This is a genomic window from Nonomuraea sp. NPDC050451 (genome assembly GCF_044458585.1).
Window position 1 is genome coordinate 1 of sequence record NZ_JBITHZ010000072.1, and the last position, 20,462, is coordinate 20,462.

18 protein-coding genes are annotated in these 20,462 nt (G+C 71.1%); 8 read left to right on the plus strand and 10 right to left on the minus strand.

Going from position 1 to position 20,462, the window contains the following annotated elements:
- On the plus strand, positions 1–2,711 hold a 2,711-nt coding region (gene rpoB / locus ACIBI9_RS66095; protein ID WP_397239038.1), incomplete at its 5' end, for a DNA-directed RNA polymerase subunit beta.
- A 48-nt stretch (positions 2,712–2,759) separates the two neighbouring features.
- Here the strand turns inward: rpoB and ACIBI9_RS66100 are convergent.
- From ACIBI9_RS66100 to ACIBI9_RS66110, 3 genes are all read right to left on the minus strand, one after another.
- Positions 2,760–5,594, minus strand: coding sequence for a SpoIIE family protein phosphatase (locus ACIBI9_RS66100; RefSeq protein ID WP_397239040.1), 2,835 nt, complete (start codon positions 5,592–5,594; stop codon positions 2,760–2,762).
- Positions 5,595–5,704: 110 nt separating this feature from the next.
- Positions 5,705–6,367, minus strand: a complete 663-nt coding sequence (locus ACIBI9_RS66105) for a DsbA family oxidoreductase (protein WP_397239042.1) — start codon at positions 6,365–6,367, stop codon at positions 5,705–5,707.
- Positions 6,364–6,504: a hypothetical protein gene (locus tag ACIBI9_RS66110; protein ID WP_397239044.1), complete on the minus strand. Its 141-nt coding sequence runs from the start codon at positions 6,502–6,504 to the stop codon at positions 6,364–6,366. Before ACIBI9_RS66110 ends, ACIBI9_RS66105 begins: the two co-directional genes overlap by 4 nt.
- Before the next feature lie 79 nt (positions 6,505–6,583).
- On the opposite strand from ACIBI9_RS66110, the gene ACIBI9_RS66115 reads away from it, so the two are divergent.
- Positions 6,584–7,027: a winged helix-turn-helix transcriptional regulator gene (locus ACIBI9_RS66115; protein WP_397239046.1), complete on the plus strand. Its 444-nt coding sequence runs from the start codon at positions 6,584–6,586 to the stop codon at positions 7,025–7,027.
- A gap of 74 nt (positions 7,028–7,101) precedes the next feature.
- Here the strand turns inward: ACIBI9_RS66115 and ACIBI9_RS66120 are convergent, their stop codons facing one another.
- From ACIBI9_RS66120 to rfbB, 6 genes are read right to left on the minus strand one after another with little or no spacing between them, the layout of a single operon-like run.
- Positions 7,102–7,815, minus strand: a complete 714-nt coding sequence (locus ACIBI9_RS66120) for a 4'-phosphopantetheinyl transferase (RefSeq protein ID WP_397239048.1) — start codon at positions 7,813–7,815, stop codon at positions 7,102–7,104.
- Positions 7,812–8,639 carry a metallophosphoesterase family protein gene (locus tag ACIBI9_RS66125; protein WP_397239050.1) on the minus strand — a complete coding sequence of 276 codons (828 nt, stop codon included), beginning with the start codon at positions 8,637–8,639 and terminating at the stop codon, positions 7,812–7,814. Before ACIBI9_RS66125 ends, ACIBI9_RS66120 begins: the two co-directional genes overlap by 4 nt.
- A complete protein-coding gene (locus ACIBI9_RS66130; protein WP_397239052.1) occupies positions 8,636–9,376 on the minus strand; it encodes a thioesterase II family protein in 741 nt (246 codons plus the stop codon). The genes ACIBI9_RS66125 and ACIBI9_RS66130 overlap by 4 nt, the downstream gene beginning before the upstream one ends.
- Before the next feature lie 24 nt (positions 9,377–9,400).
- The gene (gene rfbA, locus ACIBI9_RS66135; protein ID WP_397239054.1) at positions 9,401–10,291 is read right to left on the minus strand and encodes a glucose-1-phosphate thymidylyltransferase RfbA; all 891 of its coding nucleotides are present in this window, start codon (positions 10,289–10,291) and stop codon (positions 9,401–9,403) included.
- 35 nt (positions 10,292–10,326) lie between these two features.
- A complete protein-coding gene (locus ACIBI9_RS66140; protein WP_397239056.1) occupies positions 10,327–12,675 on the minus strand; it encodes a penicillin acylase family protein in 2,349 nt (782 codons plus the stop codon).
- Between the two features lie 17 nt (positions 12,676–12,692).
- Positions 12,693–13,676: a dTDP-glucose 4,6-dehydratase gene (rfbB, locus tag ACIBI9_RS66145; RefSeq protein ID WP_397239058.1), complete on the minus strand. Its 984-nt coding sequence runs from the start codon at positions 13,674–13,676 to the stop codon at positions 12,693–12,695.
- Between the two features lie 393 nt (positions 13,677–14,069).
- On the opposite strand from rfbB, the gene ACIBI9_RS66150 reads away from it, so the two are divergent.
- Genes ACIBI9_RS66150 through ACIBI9_RS66175 form a run of 6 tightly spaced genes read left to right on the plus strand, consistent with a single transcriptional unit; the run spans position 14,070 to position 20,149 of the window.
- Complete coding sequence (locus ACIBI9_RS66150; RefSeq protein ID WP_397239082.1) at positions 14,070–15,491, plus strand: acyl-CoA carboxylase subunit beta; 1,422 nt, start codon at positions 14,070–14,072, stop codon at positions 15,489–15,491.
- Positions 15,492–15,529: 38 nt separating this feature from the next.
- Positions 15,530–16,549: a 3-oxoacyl-ACP synthase III family protein gene (locus ACIBI9_RS66155; RefSeq protein ID WP_397239060.1), complete on the plus strand. Its 1,020-nt coding sequence runs from the start codon at positions 15,530–15,532 to the stop codon at positions 16,547–16,549.
- Entirely contained in the window at positions 16,549–17,409 is an 861-nt protein-coding gene (locus tag ACIBI9_RS66160; RefSeq protein ID WP_397239062.1) for a 3-hydroxybutyryl-CoA dehydrogenase, read from the plus strand. Before ACIBI9_RS66155 ends, ACIBI9_RS66160 begins: the two co-directional genes overlap by 1 nt.
- Before the next feature lie 33 nt (positions 17,410–17,442).
- Positions 17,443–18,051, plus strand: coding sequence for a dTDP-4-dehydrorhamnose 3,5-epimerase (gene rfbC / locus ACIBI9_RS66165; protein WP_397239064.1), 609 nt, complete (start codon positions 17,443–17,445; stop codon positions 18,049–18,051).
- Positions 18,052–18,083: 32 nt separating this feature from the next.
- Complete coding sequence (locus ACIBI9_RS66170) at positions 18,084–19,196, plus strand: DegT/DnrJ/EryC1/StrS family aminotransferase (protein ID WP_397239066.1); 1,113 nt, start codon at positions 18,084–18,086, stop codon at positions 19,194–19,196.
- Positions 19,193–20,149: an ACP S-malonyltransferase gene (locus ACIBI9_RS66175; protein ID WP_397239068.1), complete on the plus strand. Its 957-nt coding sequence runs from the start codon at positions 19,193–19,195 to the stop codon at positions 20,147–20,149. Before ACIBI9_RS66170 ends, ACIBI9_RS66175 begins: the two co-directional genes overlap by 4 nt.
- A gap of 60 nt (positions 20,150–20,209) precedes the next feature.
- Here ACIBI9_RS66175 and ACIBI9_RS66180 read toward each other — a convergent pair whose 3' ends face one another.
- The gene (locus tag ACIBI9_RS66180) at positions 20,210–20,458 is read right to left on the minus strand and encodes a phosphopantetheine-binding protein (protein WP_397239070.1); all 249 of its coding nucleotides are present in this window, start codon (positions 20,456–20,458) and stop codon (positions 20,210–20,212) included.
- Positions 20,459–20,462: the final 4 nt, after the last annotated feature.

The window sequence follows — 20,462 nt, forward strand, 5'->3', positions numbered from 1 at the left end:
ACCACACGGCCGGCCAGGATGACGCGCTGCTGGACATCTACCGCAAGCTGCGGCCGGGTGAGCCGCCGACCAAGGAGTCGGCGCAGACCCTGCTGCAGAACCTCTACTTCAACCCCAAGCGGTACGACCTGGCCAAGGTCGGCCGTTACAAGATCAACAAGAAGCTCGGCTCGGAAGCCGACATCAACGTCACCGTCCTGACCGAGGACGACATCGTCGCGATGGTCGAATACCTGGTGCGGCTGCACGCCGGTGAGGAGTCGGGTGACCTGCCGCTGGAGGTCGACGACATCGACCACTTCGGCAACCGGCGGATCCGCAACGTCGGCGAGCTCATCCAGAACCAGGTCCGCCTGGGTCTGGCCCGTATGGAGCGCGTCGTGCGCGAGCGCATGACGACCCAGGACGTCGAGGCGATCACGCCGCAGACTCTGATCAACATCCGCCCGGTCGTGGCGTCCATGAAGGAGTTCTTCGGCACCTCGCAGCTGTCGCAGTTCATGGACCAGATCAACCCGTTGTCCGGCCTGACGCACAAGCGGCGGCTGAACGCCCTGGGCCCCGGCGGTCTGTCCCGCGAGCGCGCGGGCTTCGAGGTCCGTGACGTGCACCCGTCCCACTACGGCCGGATGTGCCCGATCGAGACCCCTGAAGGCCCCAACATCGGCCTCATCGGCTACCTCGCCTGTTTCGCCCGGCTCAACGCCTTCGGCTTCGTCGAGACCCCTTACCGCAAGGTCGTCGACGGCAAGGTCACCGAGCAGATCGACTACCTCACGGCCGACGAGGAAGACCGCTACGTCAAGGCGCAGGCCAACACGGCGCTCAACGCCGACGGGTCGTTCGCCGAGTCCCGCGTCCTGGTCCGCACCAAGGGCGGTGAGACCGAGCTCATGCGGGCCGAGGAGGTCGACTACATCGACGTGTCGCCGCGCCAGATGGTGTCGGTGGCGACGGCGATGATCCCCTTCCTGGAGCACGACGACGCCAACCGCGCGCTCATGGGCGCGAACATGATGCGCCAGTCGGTGCCGCTGCTCAAGAGCGAGGCGCCGCTGGTCGGCACCGGCATGGAATACCGTGCCGCCACCGACGCCGGTGACGTCGTCAGCGCCGTGAAAGCCGGTGTGGTCGAGGAGGTCTCCGCCGACTACATCACGATCTCGAACGACGACGGCACGAGCACGACACATCGGCTGGCGACCTTCGACCGCTCCAACCAGGGCACGAGCTTCCACCAGAAGCCCATCGTCGCCGAGGGCGACCGGGTCGAGGTCAACCAGGTCATCGCCGACGGCCCCTGCACCGACAAGGGCGAGATGGCGCTGGGCAAGAACCTCCTGGTGGCGTTCATGCCGTGGGAGGGCCACAACTACGAAGACGCGATCATCATCTCGCAACGGCTGGTGCAGGACGACGTGCTGTCCTCGATCCACATCGAGGAGCACGAGGTCGACGCCCGCGACACCAAGCTGGGCCCCGAGGAGATCACCCGGGACATCCCCAACGTCTCCGAGGAGGTCCTGGCCGACCTGGACGAGCGCGGCATCATCCGCATCGGCGCCGAGGTCGCGCCCGGCGACATCCTGGTCGGCAAGGTCACCCCGAAGGGTGAGACCGAGCTGACGCCGGAGGAGCGGCTGCTGCGCGCGATCTTCGGTGAGAAGGCCCGCGAGGTCCGTGACACCTCGCTGAAGGTGCCGCACGGTGAGCAGGGCAAGGTCATCGGCGTCCGCGTGTTCTCCCGCGAGGAGGGCGACGAGCTGCCGCCGGGTGTCAACGAGCTGGTCCGCGTCTACGTGGCCCAGAAGCGGAAGATCACCGACGGCGACAAGCTGGCAGGCCGGCACGGCAACAAGGGCGTCATCTCCAAGATCCTGCCCGTCGAGGACATGCCGTTCCTGGAGGACGGCACCCCGGTCGACATCATCCTCAACCCGCTGGGCGTGCCCGGCCGAATGAACGTCGGCCAGGTGCTGGAGACCCACCTGGGGTGGATCGCCGCCCGCGGCTGGGACATCTCCGGCATCGCGGAGGCCTGGGCCGCACGGCTGCGCGACAAGGGCTTCGAAAGGGTCGAGCCGGGCACCAACATGGCCACTCCCGTCTTCGACGGCGCGCACGAGGAGGAGATCGTCGGGCTGCTCGACAACACCGTCCTCAACCGCGACGGGGAGCGGCTGGTGCAGCGCAGCGGCAAGGCCCAGCTGTTCGACGGCCGCAGCGGGGAGCCGTTCCCCTATCCCATCGCGGTCGGCTACATCTACATCCTGAAGCTGCTGCACCTGGTCGACGACAAGATCCACGCGCGTTCGACGGGTCCGTACTCGATGATCACCCAGCAGCCGCTGGGTGGTAAGGCACAGTTCGGTGGTCAGCGCTTCGGTGAGATGGAGGTGTGGGCGCTGGAGGCGTACGGCGCCGCCTACGCGCTCCAGGAGCTGCTGACCATCAAGTCCGACGACGTTCTCGGCCGGGTGAAGGTCTACGAGGCCATCGTCAAGGGCGAGAACATTCCCGAGCCGGGTATTCCGGAGTCCTTCAAGGTCCTCATCAAGGAGATGCAGTCGCTGTGCCTCAACGTCGAGGTGCTCTCCAGCGACGGCATGTCCATCGAGATGCGCGACACGGACGAGGACGTCTTCCGCGCGGCGGAAGAGCTCGGCATCGATCTGTCCCGGCGCGAGCCGAGCAGCGTCGAAGAGGTCTGAGCCCGGCGGCGGTTCGTCCGGCGCCTCCGAGCGGAGGCGCCGGACGGCTCAGGCCGCGTCCGGCGCGGGGATCGCCTGCTCGGCCCAGATGCACTTGCCGTCGGCGGTGAAGCGGGTGCCCCAGCGCTGCGAGAGTGCCGCGACGAGCTGGAGGCCGCGCCCGCCCTCGTCGGTCTCGCTGGCGCGGCGGATCCTCGGGGTGGTCAGGCTGCCGTCGGCGACCTCGCAGATGAGCGTACGGCTGCGCAGCAACCGCAGGCGGAGCGGGCCCTTGGCGTGCCGGATGACGTTTCCGACCAGCTCGCTGGCCACGAGTTCGGTGGACGTGACGAGGTCGTCCAGCTGCCAGGCGGCGAGCTGGTCGCGCACGTGCTCGCGGGCTACGCGGGCCGCGATCGGGTTGTCGGGAAGGGCCCAGGAGGCGACGTCCTCGGCCGGGAGCCGGTCGGTGCGGGCGATGAGCAGGGCGGCGTCGTCGAGGATCTGCTTGCGGGTCGGCAGCATGGCCTCCATGACGGACTCGCAGAGCCGGTCGAGGTCGCTTTCCGAGAGGCCGCTCCGCAGGCCGGTCAGGAGCCGGGTGAGCTCGGCCAGGCCGCTGTCGATGTCGCGGGTGGAGGACTCGATCAGCCCGTCGGTGTAGAACACGAGCAGGCTGTCTTCGGGCACGTGCAGCTCGTGCGTGCTGAGGGGCGGCGCGGCGGCGCCGAGGGGCGGATCGGGCGTCACGTCGAGGACGCGGACCGTGCCGTCGGGGTGGACCAGGGCGGGCGGCGGATGGCCGGCGCTGACCAGGGCGCACTCGCCGCTCGTCGGGTCGTAGACCGCGTACAGGCAGGTGACGTAGAAGTCGTCGCCGAGGTCGCTGACGAGGTCGTTGAGGTGGGCGAGCAGCTCTGCCGGCGGCAGTTCGAGGTCCGCGAGGGTGCGTACGGCGGTGCGCAGGCGCCCCATGGTGACGGCCTCGGTCAGGCCGTGCCCCATGACGTCGCCGATGACGAGGGCGACCCGGTGCGCGGACAGCGGGATGATGTCGTACCAGTCGCCGCCGACCGCCACGGTGCCGCCGGGCAGATAGCGGGCCGCGGCGGTGAGGCCGGGGAGGGATGGCAGGGCGCGGGGGAGCAGGTGGCGCTGCAGCTCCTGGGCGCGGGTGTGCTCCACGTCGTACATGCGGGCCCGGGCCAGGGCCTGGGCGATCAGCCCGCTGAGCGCCGTGAGCAGCGTGCGCTCCTCGCTGGTGAACTGGTGGGACCGGTCGAAGGAGATCACGCAGTAGCCCATCGGCTGGTCGGGTACGCGCAGCGGGAGGATGGCCCAGCTGTCCAAGCGCGAACCGGCCGCACGGCCGGCACCCGGCGCGGGCCGCTCGGCCGTCGACGTGATGAAGACCGGCACGTGGGACCGGAGCACGTCGGCGTAGGCGGAGGGGACGAGGGCCGCCCGGTTCTGGAACTCGCCGAGGAGGTCGGTGGGGGCGCCGATGGACTCGACCACGCGGAGATGATCGCCCTCCCGGATCAGGACGGTCAGCCCAGCGGCCCCGAACGGCGGCAGCACCTGCTCGGCGATGACCTGCATGACGTCGCGGAGCGTCACCGCGTCGCCGAGGGCGTGGGTCAGCTCCTGGATGCGCGCGGCCCGCTCGGCGGAGGCCTGCTCGGCGGCCTCGCGCTGCTCGTCCTGGATCCGCTTGTCGGTGACGTCGGCGAGGTAGAGCGTCAGCCCGTCCGGCACCGGCACCAGGCGCACGTGGTACCAGCGGTCGTCGGTCGGCCAGCGCATGTCGAAGCTGGCGGGCACGCGTTCTGCGGAGACCTGGCGGCACATCGCCTGCAGCTCCGGCATGTGGGCCGAGGTCAGCTCCCACAGCACCCGGCCGTTCAGGTCGCCGGCCCCGAGGAGACGCTCGGCGACGAGGTTGACGAACATGATCCGCCCGTCGCGGTCCACCGCGAGGAAGGCGTCGCTCATGTCGCGCAGCGCGCGCCCGGCCGACTCGCGGGCCACCCGGCTCTCGGTCGTGTCCCAGAGCGTGCCGATCATGCGGATCGGCTCGCCCCGCTCGTCCAGCACCAGGCGGCCCCGCGCGTGCATCCAGCCCGTGGTCCCGTCCGGGCGGCAGGCGCGGTACTCGACCTCGTAGAGGGCCCGGGTCCGGATGGCCTCCTCGGTCGCGGCCATCACCCTGGGCAGGTCCTTCGGGTGGACGATGTTCGACCAGGTGTCGATGTGGTGCGGCGCGGTCGCGGGGTCGATGCCCAGCATGGTCAGCGCCGGCTCGTCCCAGTAGAGGTCGCCGGTGCGGATGTTCCAGTCCCAGGACCCGATCTTGACGGCCTTCAGCGCCTTGCGCAGGCCGGAGTCGGCGCACCGTTCCGGCCACCACGGGCCTTTCGTACCCGAGTCGGCGCCGGTCCTGGCCAGCCGCTTGCCCAGCCAACCGGCCAGCGACCGCAGGAACTCCCGCTGGTCCCCGGTCGGCTCGGCGGCTCCGTCGCAGAGCACGGACAGCACGCCGAACGGCTGGCCCGGGCCACGCAGCGGGACGGCCGCCACCGTCCCGGGCCTCGCGCCGTCCATGCCGGAGCGCGAGACGGGGACGCAGGCGGGCGTCCCGTCACGCAGGGTGCGCACGATCACGTCGCGGGTCCCGTCCCACGCCTCCTGCACCGCCGGGGGCAGCCCGGACGCGGCCACCAGGCGCGGCTCCCGGCTGCCGACCGGCCCGGCCCAGTGGATCATCCCGCCCAGCGCGTGCAGGTCGGCGACCGCCTGATCAAGGGCGTACTCCAGCACCTCGATGTCGCTCAGACCGGAGCACACCGAGGTGAGCACGCGAAGGCGTTCCTCCCCCGAAGGAGCGACGGAGGACCTGTTCACCGCCATCCTCTCGCCCCCCAGCAGTCACGAGAGAGATAGGCCACCAGCCCGATGCCGGACGCTTCTTCCACAGAGTAACGAAACGGCCGCCAAGGACAGGTAAAGCGAGATCAGCGGGCCGCCGCGCCGGCGGCGGAGTACGCCTGCCGGAGGGCCGACAGGAAGAGATCGGCAGGCTGGGCGCCCGACACGCCCCAGGTGTCGTTGAGCACGAAGAACGGCACGCCGCCGGCGCCGAGCCGGCGCGCCTCGCGGACGTCCGCGGCCACCTCGCCGGCGTACGCGTCGCCGCCGACGACCCGCCGCACCTCCTCCTCGGGGAGCCCGACCTCGGTGCCCAGGCGTACCAGGGTGCCGGGGTCGTCGACGACCTCGCCCTCGATCAGGTGCGCGCGCAGCAGCCGCTCGTGCATCGGGCCGTCCAGGCCGTGCTCGGCGGCCAACTGGCCGAGCCGGTGCGCGTCCAGGGTGTTCACCGCCACGGCCCGGTCGAAGTCGTAGGCCAGGCCCTCGGCGGCGGCCAGCTCGGCGACCTGGCCGGTCATCTGCCGTACCTGGGCCGCCGACCCGCCGACCTTCTTGGCCAGCATGTCGTACACCGGCTCGCGGACGCCCTTGGGGTGCGACGGGTCGAGCTGGAAGCTGTGCCAGCGGACCTGGACCTGGTCGGCGTGTTCGAACCGGCCGATGGCCGTCTCCAGGCGCCGCTTGCCGATGTAGCACCACGGGCAGACGACGTCGGACCACACATCGATCCGTACCTGCGCGCTCACAGGTAGCACACTCCGTCCGTGCACACCGGCGCGGTATCCGTGCCGACGGGGATCAGCGTGGGGAGCCCGGCCGGCTGAGGGCCGGACTGGTCGGTGTCGTCAACCGGCGCCGGTGTCTCGAAGGGGGAGACAGACATGGTCACTTCCTAATAGTTACTTCTTGTGTGCAACCTTAGGATAGGTAACCGATGAGGTGACGTGGAAGAAGGTACATTCATGTCAGTTACGCACACGCGTGTGCCTGTGGAAGGAGGCGCTCCGGTGTCAGGCCCGTACCTGAACGTCCCCGTGCCCGTCCCCGCCGACGGCGACTGCCCCATCCGCGAGGTCCTCGACATCGTGGCCGACAAGTGGAGCGTACTGATCGTCGTCCTGCTCGGGCAGCGGACCCACCGCTTCAGCGAGCTGCACCGCTCGATCGAGGGCATCAGCCAGCGCATGCTCACCCTCACCCTGCGCACCCTCGTACGCGACGGCCTCGTCGCCCGGACCGCCTACGCGACCGTCCCGCCGCGCGTCGAGTACGAGCTGACCCAGCTCGGCCGCACCCTGCTCGGCCCGCTGACCGCGCTCGACGCCTGGGCCCGCGAGCACCGCGACGACATCGTGGCCGCCCGCCGGCGCCACGACGCCCCGGAGGCGGAGGCCGCCCGGCGCTGAGCCCGGGGCCGCGCCCGCGTCCGGCAGCCGCCTGACCTCCCCGGCCATGGGTGCCGGCGCGAGATCGCGTTCCGTCATGCGACCCAGTCTGTACGGCGGGCTCTCACGCGATCCAGCGATTTACCGGCGGGTGCCCGGCCGTAAAGCTCCGCCGGGCGCATGGTGATGGCCGTCACGAGCAGGCCGTCGGCGGCGAGCCAGCGGCCGACGAAGCCGGTCAGCTCCCGCCCGAGCACCCGGGGGCCGGGGACGAGGAAGCGGGCCGTGAAGGTCCCCGTACGGGTGAGGGTGATGTGGGCCTGGTCGAAGCCCAGCCAGCGCCGCGTCAGCGGGAACCACGCCTTGTAGACCGCCTCCTTGGCGCAGAACAGCAGCCGGTCCCAGTGGACGCCGGAGCCGAGCCGGGCCAGGGCGGCGCGCTCCCGGTCGAGGGCGATGGCCGGCAGGACGCCGTCGGGGAGCGGCTCGTGGGGCTCGGCGTCGATGCCGACGGTCAGCGCGTCCAGGGAGACCGCGGCCGCCCGGTATCCGGCGCAGTGCGTGATCGCCCCGGCCACCCCCGGCGGCCAGCCGGGAGCGCCGCGTTCGCCGGGCAGGATCGGGACCGCGGGCAGCCCGAGCCGGTCCAGGGCGCGGCGGGCGCAGTGGCGGGCCGTGGTGAACTCGCGGCGCCGCTTGTCCACGGCGCGGGCGACGACGGCCTCCTCCTCGGGGAAGAGGGTCGCGTCCGGCGGGTCCTCGAACGCCTCCTCGGCGGCCACCCACGGCGGCAGGATCTTCTCGATCATGGCACGGGCAGGATCTGTCGGAGCCGGCCGGGCGGGGTGGGGCGGGGCCGCCACTCACGCGGGTAGCCCAAGGAGACCTCCTCGAAGCGGACGCCGTCGTGCCAGGTGGTGCGGGGGATGTGCAGATGGCCGTAGACGGCCGCGCAGGCGTTGAAGCGCAGGTGCCAGTCGGCGGTGCGCTCGGTGCCGCACCAGATCGCGAACTCCGGATGGCGCAGGACCAGAGTCGGCTCCCGGACCAGCGGATAGTGGTTGACCAGCACCGTCGGGACGCCGTGCGGGAGGGCGGCCAGGCGGCGTTCGGTCTCGGCGACCCTGGCGGCGCACCAGGCGTCCCGGGAGGCGTGGGGGTCCGGGTGGAGAAGGAACTCGTCCGTGCAGACCACGTCCTTGGCGTAGGCGAGGGCGAGGGCCTCGTCCTTCGTCTCGGCGTCGGGGGTGCGGAAGGTGTAGTCGTACAGGACGAACAGCGGCACGATCACGGCGGGGCCGCCCGGGCCCGTCCAGGTGGGGTACGGGTCCTCCGGCGTGACCACGCCCAGGCTGCGGCAGACCTTCACCAGGTGCTGGTAGCGCTCCTCCCCGCGCAGCTGGACCGGGTCGGAGGGATGCGTCCACATCTCGTGGTTGCCCGGCACCCACACCACCTTCGCGAAGCGGCGGCTGAGCAGGGTCAGGGCCCATTCGAGGCCGGCGACCTCCTCCGACACGTCCCCGGCCACCAGCAGCCAGTCCGAGGGGTCGCCGGGCCGCAGGTCCTCGACGATGCGCCTGTTCTCCGCGTATCCGACGTGCAGATCGCTGATGGCCAGCAGCGCGGTCATGCGCGGATCGTCTCCAGGGACTTGAGCACCGTCTCGGCCACGGCGGCGTTGTGGTCGCGGACGAAGAAGTGCCCGCCGGAGAAGACGTGCAGCTCGAAGCCGCCGCTGGTGTGCGCCTCCCACGCCTGCGCCTCGGCCAGGCTTGTCAGGGGGTCGGCGTCGCCGGTCAGCGCGACGATCGGGCAGCCCACAGGCGCCCCTCCCGCGAACCGGTAGGTCTCGATCGCCCGGTAGTCGGCGCGGATCGTGGCCAGCACCATCGCCCGCAGCTCGGCGTCGTCCAGCACCGCCGCCTCGCTGCCGTTCAGCGCCTTCAGATGCGCCACCAGCTCGTGGTCGTCGAGCAGGTGCAGCATGTCGTGGCGGACCCGGCTGGGCGCGCGCCGCCCCGACACGAACAGCGCGATCGGCCCGTGGTCGCCGAGGGCCAGGGCGGTCTCGAACGCGACGAGCGCCCCCATGCTGTGCCCGAAGAACGCCCGCGGCCGGCCGTCCCCGGGCCCCAGGACGTCGGCGATGCGGCCGGCCAGCAGCCGCAGGTCGTTGACCGGCGGCTCGTGGCGGCGCTCCTGCCTGCCGGGGTACTGGACGGCGACCAGCTCGGCGGCGGGCGCCAGCGCCGCCGCCAGGGGGTGGTAGAAACCGGCCGAGCCTCCGGCGTGCGGGAAACAGATCACCTGGGCGTCGCTGCGCGGCGACGGATGGGAGCGGTGAAGCCAGGGATTGGTCCTCGTCACGGCGTCTCTCCTTCGTTCGGGGACTCAGTTCGGGGACGGGGCGTCGCGGAACTCGGCGGCGACGGAGCGGACGTAGCGGCCGTAGCTGGACGCGGAGAGCTCGCTGCCCAGCCGGTCGCAGGCGTCGGCGTCGATGAAGCCCATCCGGAGCGCGATCTCCTCCACGCAGGCGATGCGCACCCCCTGCCGCTGCTCCAGCACCTGGACGTACTGGCTGGCCTGGAGGATGGACTCCGGCGTCCCGGCGTCCAGCCAGGCGAACCCGCGCCCGAGGTCGACGAGCCGGGCCTTCCCGCGCTCCAGATAGGTACGGTTCACGTCGGTGATCTCCAGCTCGCCCCGGGCGGACGGCTGCAGGTTCTTGGCGATGTCCACCACGTCGTTGTCGTAAAGATAGAGGCCGACGATCGCCCGGTTGGACCGGGGGTTGGCGGGTTTCTCCTCGATGGAGATGAGCCGGCCGTCGGCGTCGGTCTCGCCGATCCCGTAGCGTTCGGGGTCGCTCACCGGATAGCCGAACAGCACGCAGCCGTCCACGTCGGACGTGCTCTGCTGGAGGATGTCGAAGAACGAGTGGCCGTGGAAGATGTTGTCACCGAGCACGAGGGCCACCGAGTCGTCGCCGATGTGGTCGGCCCCGACGATGAAGGCGTCCGCCAGGCCGACCGGCTGGGCCTGCTCGGCGTAACTGATGTCGAGCCCCAGATGCGACCCGTCGCCCAGCAGGCGGGTCAGCTGGGGCAGGTCCGTGGGGGTCGAGATGATCAGGATGTCGGTGATGTTCGCCAGCATGAGCGCCGACAGCGGGTAATAGATCATCGGCTTGTCGTTCACCGGGAGAAGCTGTTTTGAGACGGCCAGGGTCAGCGGGTAGAGCCGGGTTCCATGACCGCCCGCCAGAATGATGCCCTTCATGTCTGATTCCTTCGATGAAAACTCGGAGACGGAAATCAATCAGTGGGGGTGAGTGTGATCCTGCTCGCGGCGTGCCGTTCCACCTGCGCGCGGCTGTAGAGAAGCGGGAAATACTCGCCCGACCGCCAGCGCTCCGCGAGATCCCGGTAATGCGGGCTGCGCGGGTCGCCGGACTGGCCGGGCGCGTTCACGGCGCGGGAGTTGTCCCATCGGCCGACGTCCAGCACCATCTTGAACGAGGCCCCCGACGACTGCTGGAAGGTGGACGGGCTGTAGGCGGACGCGTCCACCGTGTACGTCGAGCCGCCCCGGGGGAAGGGGCCCACGTCCGCGCCGACGGGGCTCGTGAACGTGGTGTACTGCAGTGCACCCCACCTCCACGTCCGCGGGTCGGCGCCGAGCCGCCCGGCGACCTCGCGGTAGGCGGCGGCCAGCGACGTGTCCAGCAGCTTGTCCCGCGCGGCTTTCCCGCCGGGCCCGAACCAGCGCTCCGGGTTCTCCAGCGCGTCGATCAGCAGGCGGGCGTCGATGAAGGGTATGGAGTCCGCCACCTCGGGCGGCAGCACGGCGCGGCGGAAGGCCGGCGCGAGATGGCGCGAGAACCACGGCTCGAACAGCGCCGCCTCCGGCGAGTCCGCGTCCGCCACCCCGTCGTAGGAGCGGAGCAGCCGCAGCGCCCGCGTGGTGTCCGGATCCGCGCTCGTCAGGCCGTCGAGCAGGCGCACGATCCGCCGCGCGGGCGTGGACACCTTGTCGGCCTGCAGGCGGATGGAGTCCTCGACCGTGCTGCGCGGGCTCGACGCGAGCACCTCGTCGATCCGCTGCCTGCGGTAGGGGGGATCCCACTCGAACCCGATCTCGTCGGGGTGGTCCGCGGGGAGGTTGAACTCGTTCGCCGAGGCGACGAACCCCTGCCGCGGATTGTAGGAGCGGGGCAGGCGGGCGCCGTCGAGGAAGCCGTCCCACTCGTAGCGGCCGTCGCCCGGGACGGGCAGCAGGCCGTCGAAGCCGTCGCGCTTGGGGGTGAGGGCGCCGGGCACCCAGCCGATGTTGCCCGAGACGTCGGCGTACACCTGGTTCTCGGGAGGGCCGCCCCAGGTGCGCATGGCCGCCGAGAACTCCGCGAAGTCGCGGGCCCTCATGTACGTCATGCTGCCGAAATAGGGGGACGTGCCGGGCTCCAGCCAGGTGGTGCGCACGGCGTACGCGAGGTTGCGCTGTCGGTCGATCTTGATCACCGGCCCGTGCCTGGTGAAGGGCAGCGCCACGTCCACCGGCGCCGCGCCCGCGACCGGCACCCGCTCGGTCGTCGTCCTGAAGCGCTCCCAGCCGCCGCCGTACCGGTACCTGCCCGGGTCGGCGGGGTCGAGCTCGTAGACGTAGAGGTCCTCCTGGTCGGCGCCGAAGATGGTCAGGCCGAACGCGACGGTGCCGTTGTGCCCCATCGAGATCCCGGGGAGCGCGGGCTCGCCGGCGCCGATGACGTCGAGCCCGGGGGCCGACAGATGGGCCATGTAGCGCAGCGAGGGCGCCGTCAGCGACCGGTGCGGGTCGCCGGCCAGGATGGGGCGGCCCGTGGCGGTGCGGCCCGGCGAGATCGCCCAGCTGTTGCTGCCCCCGATGTCGGCGGGGGAGGTGGCGGGGGCCGGGCGTAACGCGCCGTTCTCGAAGACCACGCCCCGCGTGGCCAGCTCGTACGTCCGCAGCACGTCCATGGGCACGGCGCAGGGGTCGAGTCCCTTGGGCACGGCGGCGGCGCGCTCGGGCTCCAGCCGCCACAGCGCCGCGGACGCCTTGGCCCCGCCCGCGCAGACGACCAGCGAGCGCAGCACCTCGCTGTAGACGTTCTTGGAGATGCCGTGGCTTCTGATCCGCACCACGTCCTCCGGCCGCCACAGCGCGGGCGCGTGCCCGAGCTGCCGGAACTCGGGCGGCAGCTGCTCCGGGTTCCGCGCGAGCCAGCGCACGTAGGCGTTGATGCCCTCGGTGAAGCGGGTCGCGGCCTGCTTCGCCCCGGGGCCGTAGCTCGCCCACTCCCGGTCCATGTCACCGCGGTAGAGGAACATCCGCGCCGCTTTGTCCTGCTCCACGTAGGCGGGGCCGAACACCGAGGAGAGCTCTCCCAGGCCGCGCCGCCGCCAGAGGTCGATCTGGAACAGCCGGTCCCTGGCGGCGTTGAAGCCCTGGGCGAGGAAGAGGTCGTCGGTGTCGCGGGCGTAGATGTGCGGCACGCCCCACCGGTCCACGATCAGCTCGACCGGCTGCTTGAGACCCGGGACCCGCCGGGTCTCCGAGTCCTGCGAGCGGGCCGCGGCGGGCAGCGTCGTCAGGGCCAGGACGAGCCCGGCGGCCAGCGCCGTTCCGGCACGCAGGCGTCTCCGCATGGCACAGCACCTCTCGTTCAACGCGGCTCGTATCCTTTGAGGGGCTTCCACCAGTCGCGGTGCTCCAGATACCAGCGCACCGTCTCCGCCAGTCCCTCGGTGAACGGGACCCGCGGCGTGTAGCCCAGCTCCTTCTGGATCTTGCTGATGTCCACGGAGTAGCGGAAGTCGTGGCCCTTGCGGTCCGCCACCGGCCGGACCATCGACCAGTCCATGCCCATGATGTCCAGCACGCGCCTGGTCAGCGTCAGGTTGCTCAGCTCGGTCCCGCCGCCGATGTTGTAGACCTCCCCGGCGCGTCCCGCCTGCGCGACCAGCGCGATGCCGTCGCAGTGGTCGTCCACGTGCAGCCAGTCCCGCACGTTCGCGCCGTCGCCGTAGAGGGGCACCTGCAGCCCGTCCGCCAGGTTGGTGACGAACAGCGGGATGACCTTCTCCGGGAACTGGTACGGGCCGTAGTTGTTGGAGCATCGGGTCACGCACACGTCCAGCCCGTGCGTCCGGTGGTAGGCCAGGGCGAGCAGGTCGGAGGACGCCTTCGACGCCGAGTACGGGGAGTTCGGGCCGAGGGGGTCGTCCTCCGAGAACGAGCCCTCCGGGGTGGAGCCGTAGACCTCGTCCGTGGAGACGTGCACGAACCTGCCGACCCCGGCCTCCAGCGCGCACTGCAGCAGCACCTGGGTGCCGAGCACGTTGGTCCGGACGAACTCCGCCGACTCCTCGATGGAGCGGTCGACATGCGACTCGGCGGCGAAATGGAAGACCAGGTCCACCTTCTCCATCGCGTCCCGCACGAGCGGCACGCCGGCGATGTCCCCGTGGACGAACCGGAGCCGGGGGTCGTCGAGCACCTCCGCCAGATTCTCCAGGTTCCCCGCGTACGTCAGCTTGTCGAGCACGACGACCTCGGCCTCGGCCAGCGCCGGATAGTGCCCCTGGAACACCCTGTTGACGAAGTTCGACCCGATGAAACCGGCGCCACCCGTCACAAGAATGCGCATCCTCAGTCCTCTTCGTAGGCCGTGTCCGGTCCACCCGGCGGCGACTTCCATGACAGGACGCGCGCGGCGGCGTCGGCCAGTGAATTCCGGATATTTAGGGGGGACCGGCGCCGGAAAAAGCTCTTGGGTCCCGCCGGGCCGTACATTTAGGGGCTGTTTAGGGGCTGACGGGACGGCACCCGGCCGTGCCTGCCGAAACCCGGTAGGGGTGGTGATAAGGGTTGGTGTGCGAGGGGCTCCCATGTAGCGTTCTTGCTGATGAGACCGGCCGAATTCGGTGCCGTCTCGGAGAATTCGCACCCGTGCCCACGGCTTGTGAGAGGTGGCGAACGTGCGAGAAAAGACCTCCTTTTCGGAATCAAATCTTTTTGAGGGCGGACGACGTTGCTGACTATCAGCTCCACCGGCTCCCCTGTCGTTCAGGAGGACCGCGAACGCGATTTTCGTGAACCTGCCGTCCGCCTGGCCCGGTTGCTGGACGCCGGCTCCGTCGTGCCGCTGCACGACGCGGACGCCAGCGGGGTGACCGCCGTACGAGGGCGCGTCGCGGGACAGGATGTGATCGCCTACTGCACCGACGCCCTCAACATGGGCGGCGCGATGGGCGCGGAGGGCTGCCGCTGGGTCGTGGCCGCCATCGACGCGGCCGTGCTCGAAGGCGTTCCCGTGATCGGCCTGTGGCACTCCGGCGGGGCCAGGCTGGCCGACGGCGTCGAGTCGATGGACGGCGTCGGAAAGGTGTTCCGCGCGATGACGCGGGCCTCCGGCCGGGCGCCCCAGATCTCGGTCGTCCTCGGACCGGCCGCCGGAGCCGCCGCCTACGGGCCCGCGCTGACGGACGTCGTGATCATGTCGTCCGCCGCCCGCATGTTCGTGACGGGCCCCGACGTCGTACGCACCGTCACGGGCGAGCAGGTCGACATGGAGTCCCTCGGAGGCCCCGGCGCCCACGGCCGCAAGTCGGGCGTGGCGCACGTGGTCGCCGAGAACGAGGCGGAGGCGTACCGGACGGCACGGCGCTTCACCGAGCTCTTCACCGGCCCGCGCTCCTTCGACCCGGACCTGGTGAAGGACGGCGACGACCTCGGGATGCTGCTGCCGGAGAACCCGCGCCGCGCCTACGACGTGCGGCCCCTGGTCCGCGAGCTCCTCGACGACGGCGCGTTCGAGGAGCTGCAGCCGCGCTGGGCGGCCAACGTCGTCGTCGGCCTCGGCCGGCTCGCCGGCGGGACCGTCGGCGTCATCGCCAACAACCCCCTGCGCAAGGGCGGCTGCCTGGACTCGCTCAGCGCCGAGAAGGCCTCGCGGTTCGTGCGCATGTGCGACGCGTTCGGCATCCCGCTGGTCGTGCTCGTGGACGTGCCCGGCTACCTGCCCGGCGTCGGCCAGGAGTGGGACGGCGTGATCCGGCGTGGCGCCAAGCTCCTGCACGCGTTCGCCGAGGCCGTCGTGCCCAGGGTCACCCTGGTCACGCGCAAGTCGTACGGCGGCGCGTACATCGCGATGAACTCCCGCTGCCTCGGGGCGACGGCGGTCTTCGCCTGGCCCCAGGCCGAGGTCGCGGTGATGAGCGCGGAGGCCGCCGTGGGCGTCCTGCACCGCAAGCGGCTCGCCGCCGCCCCCGACGAGGACCGCGAGGCGCTGCGGCTGAGCCTCGTCGAGGAGCAGATCCGCACGGCCGGCGGCGTGGGACGAGCGCTCGCGCTGGGCGTCGTGGACGAGGTGGTCGAGCCCGCGCACACCCGGCGGAGGATCGCCGAGGCCCTGGCCGCGTCGCCGGCGCGGCGCGGCGACCACGGCAACATCCCCCTCTGACCGCGCCGGGTGGTACTGATGGGAAAGGCGTACTGGTAGTGGCCAAGCAATCCACGGGAATCCTGGGAACCGGTTCCTACCTGCCCAAGGAAGAGGTCGCCAACGAGGAGGTGGCGGCCAAGGCCGGCGTGACCGCGGAATGGATCCAGCGCAAGACCCAGATCTCCGCCCGCCGCCATGCCGCTCCCGACGAGGCCACCTCCGACCTCGCCGTCCGGGCCGCCAGGAACGCGCTGAGCCAGGCCCGCGTCGGCATCGGACAGATCGGCTACATCATCGTGTCCACCTCGACCGGCGACTCACCCCAGCCGCCGACCTCGTACCTGGTCCAGGACGCGCTCGGTGGGCGCGGCGCCGCCTGCTTCGACATCAACGTCGTCTGCAGCGGATTCGTGTACGCGCTGGCGCTGGCCGACAGCCTCGTCGCGCTCCGCCCCGACACCTACGCGCTGGTGGTGGCCGCGGACGTGTACTCGCGCATCCTCGACGCCACCGACCGCCGCACGGCCGTGCTCTTCGGGGACGGCGCCGGCGCGGCCGTCGTCGGCCCGGTGCCGGAACGGTCCGGGATCATCGGCTTCGACCTGTCCAGCGACGGCACGGCCAGCCAGCTCATCAGGGTCGATGCCGGAGGCAGCAGGCTGCCCGCCTCCCACGAGACGGTCGAGGCCGGCGACCACTTCTTCCGCATGGACGGCCGCGGGGTCAGGAACTACGTGATGGAGCACGTGCCGCCCATCCTGGAGGGCCTGGTGAGCCGCGCGGGGTTCCGGCCGCACGAGGTCGACGTCTTCGTGCCGCACCAGGCCAACGGGGTCATGGTCACCGAACTGGTCGAACGCGCCGGCCTCACCGGCGCGCGCACCGCCCGGACGCTGGAGCGGTACGGAAACGTGGGCAGCGCCTCGGTCCCCGTGGCGCTCGACGAGGCGAACCGGTCGGGCCTCATCAAGGACGGCGACCTCGTCCTGCTCGCCGGGTTCGGCGGCGGCATGTCCATCGGGGCGTGCCTTCTTCACTGGTCGGCGCCGACGGTGCCGGTGTCACAGGAGGCGTGATGAGCGAGATGCGAAAGGTCGGCATCGTCGGGTGCGGCGTCATGGGCTCGGGCATAGCGGAGGCGTGCGCCCGCGCCGGGCTCGACGTGATCGTCGCCGTGTCCACGGAGGCGTCCCTCGCGCCCGCGCGGCGGCGCTTGACCGCGTGGCTCGACCGGGGCCTGCGCAAGGCCACGATCAGCGAGGCCGAGCGGGACGCGGCGCTGGCCCGCGTCTCCTTCGTCACGGACCTCGCCGAGCTCGGGGACCGGCAGATCGTCTTCGAGGCCGTCCCGGAGAGCGAGTCGATCAAGCTCGACGTGCTGGGCACGCTGGACAAGATCCTGGACGACCCCGATGTGATCCTCGCGTCGAACACCTCGTCCATCCCGATCATCCGGCTGGCGCGGGCCACCAGCCGACCCGCCCAGGTGATCGGGGTGCACTTCTTCAACCCGGTGCCCGCGCTCCCGCTGGTCGAGCTCATCGGGTCGCTGCTGACGGCGGACGAGACGTACGCGCGGGCGGAGTCGTTCGTCGCCGGGACGCTCGGGAAACAGGTGATCAGGTCGCAGGACCGCGCCGGTTTCGTGGTGAACGCGCTGCTCATCCCGTTCCTGCTGTCGGCCGTGCGGATGGTGGAGAGCGGGTTCGCCCGCGCCGACGTCGTCGACCGGGGAATGGTGCTGGGCTGCTCCCATCCGATGGGCCCGCTGAAGCTGGCCGACCTGATCGGCCTGGACACGGTGGCCTCGATCGCGGAGGCCCTCTACGAGGAGTTCAAGGAGCCGCTCTACACGCCCCCGCCGCTCCTGCTGCGCATGGTCGAGGGCGGCCTCCTGGGAAAGAAGACCGGCCGCGGATTCTACGAATACGCGTAGCGGCCGACGGACATCACAGAAAGGTTTTCGGACATGCAGATCCGCCAGCTCAGGGTGGACGGCGCGTTCTTGATCGAGCCCAAGGTCTTCCACGACGACAGGGGCCTGTTCCTCGAGGCGTTCAGCCAGCCGGAGTTCCAGAAGGCGGTCGGCCACCAGCTCTCGGTCGCCCAGGTCAACTGCTCGGTGTCGCGGCGCGGGACCATCCGCGGCCTGCACGCCACCGCGCTGCCTGGCCAGGCCCGCTACATGACCTGCCCGCAGGGCGCCATCATCGACATCCTCGTCGACATCAGGGTCGGCTCGCCCACCTACGGCGAGCACGTCGCGGTCGAGTTGAGCGCCGAGAACCGCAGCGCCCTCTACCTGGCCGAAGGGCTCGCCCACGGGTTCGCGCCGCTGACGGACCAGGCCACGGTCGTGTACCTGTGCTCCAGCACGTGGTCCCCCGGCACGTCGATCCAGATCGACCCCCTGGACCCGGAGCTCGCCCTGCCCTGGCCGCCCAAGCGCGACCTGCTGTCGGAGAAGGACCTCGTCGCCCCGTCCCTGCGCGAGGCCGAGAAGCTCGGGCTGCTGCCGGACTACTCCGCGTGCCGCGCCCGCTACGCCGAACTCCAGGACCCCGCCCTCGTCGGCTGACGACGGGCGAGCACAGGCAAGGAGCACAGCCAATGATCCCGTTGTTCAAGGTGCCGATGTCCGACGAGGCGCCGGCCGCCGTCGCCGAGGTGGTCGGCAGCGGCCAGATCGGCCAGGGAGCCAAGGTCGTCGAGTTCGAGGAGGCGCTCGCCGCCAGGATCGGCAACCCCAGGGTGGCCACCGTCAACAGCGCCACCGCCGGGCTCCAGCTCGCGCTGCGCCTGGTCGCCGGCGACGACGACGGCCAGGGCGAGGTGCTGTCCACGCCGCTGACCATGGAGGCCACCAACTGGGCGATCCTGGCCAACCGGCTGCGGATCAAGTGGGTGGACGTCGACCCGGCCACCCTCAACGTCGACCTCGACGACCTGGCCAGGAAGATCACACCCAGGACCCGCGCCATCATGGTCGTGCACTTCGCCGGATACCCGGTGGACCTCGACCGGCTCGCCGCGATCCTCGACGACGCCGAGGCCGCGTTCGGTTCCCGGATCACCGTGATCGAGGACTGCGCGCACGCCTGGGGCGCGACCTACCGCGGCGCGCCGATCGGCACCCACGGAAACATCTCCGTGTTCAGCTTCCAGGCCATCAAGCACCTCACCACCGGCGACGGCGGCGCGCTCGCGCTGCCCACCGACGAGCTGCACGAGCGGGCCAGGCTGCTGCGCTGGTTCGGCATCGACCGCAGCGCGGACCGGCTGCGCAACCCGCCCGACGTGCCCGAGTGGGGCTACAAGTTCCACATGACCGACATCAACGCCTCGATCGGGCTGGCCAACCTGGCCAAGGCGGACGAGGTGGTGGCCAGGCACCGCGACAACGCCGCCTTCTACGACCGGGAGCTGGCCGGCATGCCCGGGCTGGAGCTGACCGAACGCGCCGGCGACCGCCAGTCCTCCTTCTGGATCTACCCGATGAAGGTGGACGACCGCGACGGGTTCCTGAAGCGCATGGACGCGGCCGGGATCATGGCCAGCAACGTCCACGAACGCAACGACCTGCACACGTGCGTGCGCGAGTACGCCGCCCTGCTCCCGGGTCTGGAGCGGGTCGCCAAGCGCGTGGTGTGCGTACCGGTGGGCTGGTGGGTCACCGACGAGCAGCGCCGCCACATCGTGGACACCATCAAGGAGGGCTGGTGACCTCCGCCGTGTCACCCGCCATGTCATCGGGGACCGCGATCGTCTTCCCCGGGATGGGCCCCGTCCAGTTCGCCGACGTCGCCGACTTCATGCGGGGCGATCCCGCGGCGCGGCGGCTGATCGCCGCCGCCGACGACGTCCTCGGCTACTCGCTGGTGGACCGCCTCCAGGAGTCCCGGAGCGACTACAGCGAGGCCGCCCAGGTGGCGTTCATGGTGAACTGCGTGGCCCTCGCGGACTGGGCCGAGCGGACCCTGGGCGTGGAGCCGGCCGTGTGCGTCGGCCCGAGCTTCGGCGGCAAGGCGGCCGCGGCGTACTCGGGCGCCCTGTCCTTCGAGGACGCCGTGCGCATGACCGCCGGGCTGGCCCGCTGCACCGACGACTACTTCGCCCACGAGCACCGGGACATCGTCACCCACTCCTTCGTGCGCACCCCGGAGCCCAGGCTGCGGGAGGTGCTGGCCGAGCTGGACGGGCGCGGCGAATGGTACGACCTGTCCTGCTACATCGACCACGACTTCTACATGCTCTCCCTGGCGGAGCGGCAGGTGGAGTGGTTGCAGCAGCGGGTACGCGCCATCGGCGGGCTCCCGCTGTACACGATGCGCCCCCCGATGCACTCGGCCGCCTTCCAGCCGCTGCGGCGGCGGGCGGAGGAGGAGGTCCTCGACGGCCTGCGGTTCGCCGACCCGCGACTGCCGGTGGTGGACGACCACGACGGCGCCCTGCTGACGACCGGCGACGGCGTGCGGACGATGCTGCTGGACGGCTTCGTACGGCCCCTGCGCTGGCCGGAGGTGGTGGCGGCGCTGCGGCGGCTGGAGGTCGCCAGGGTGTGCGTCTCCGGCCCGGACAGCCTGTTCGGCCGGGTGGCGGTCACCAGGGAGAACTTCGCGGTGACACCGGTGAACCCGAGACTGGCGATGATGCCCCGCCCGGCTTCGGTGGCGTAGCCCGGAATGCGACGAGGCCACGGCTCACAGGGTGATGAGCGCGTGGCCTCGTCGCGGGCGTCAGCCGGCGGTCTCGGAAATCCGGCCCAGCGTATTCCACAGCACGGCGGGGGTCTGGAAGGTCTCCGGGGTCAGCGCGTCGTCCCGGAATCGCACCCCGTACGTGTCCTCCAGGGCGCCCAGCAATTGCACGATGCCGAGCGAGTCGAGGCCGAAGTCCATCAGCGCGACGTCCTCCCGGAGTTTCTCGTCGGCCGGGAGAAAAGGCAGGTGCTGGCGCAGGATCTCCTCGAATCGGTTGTCCCACATGGCG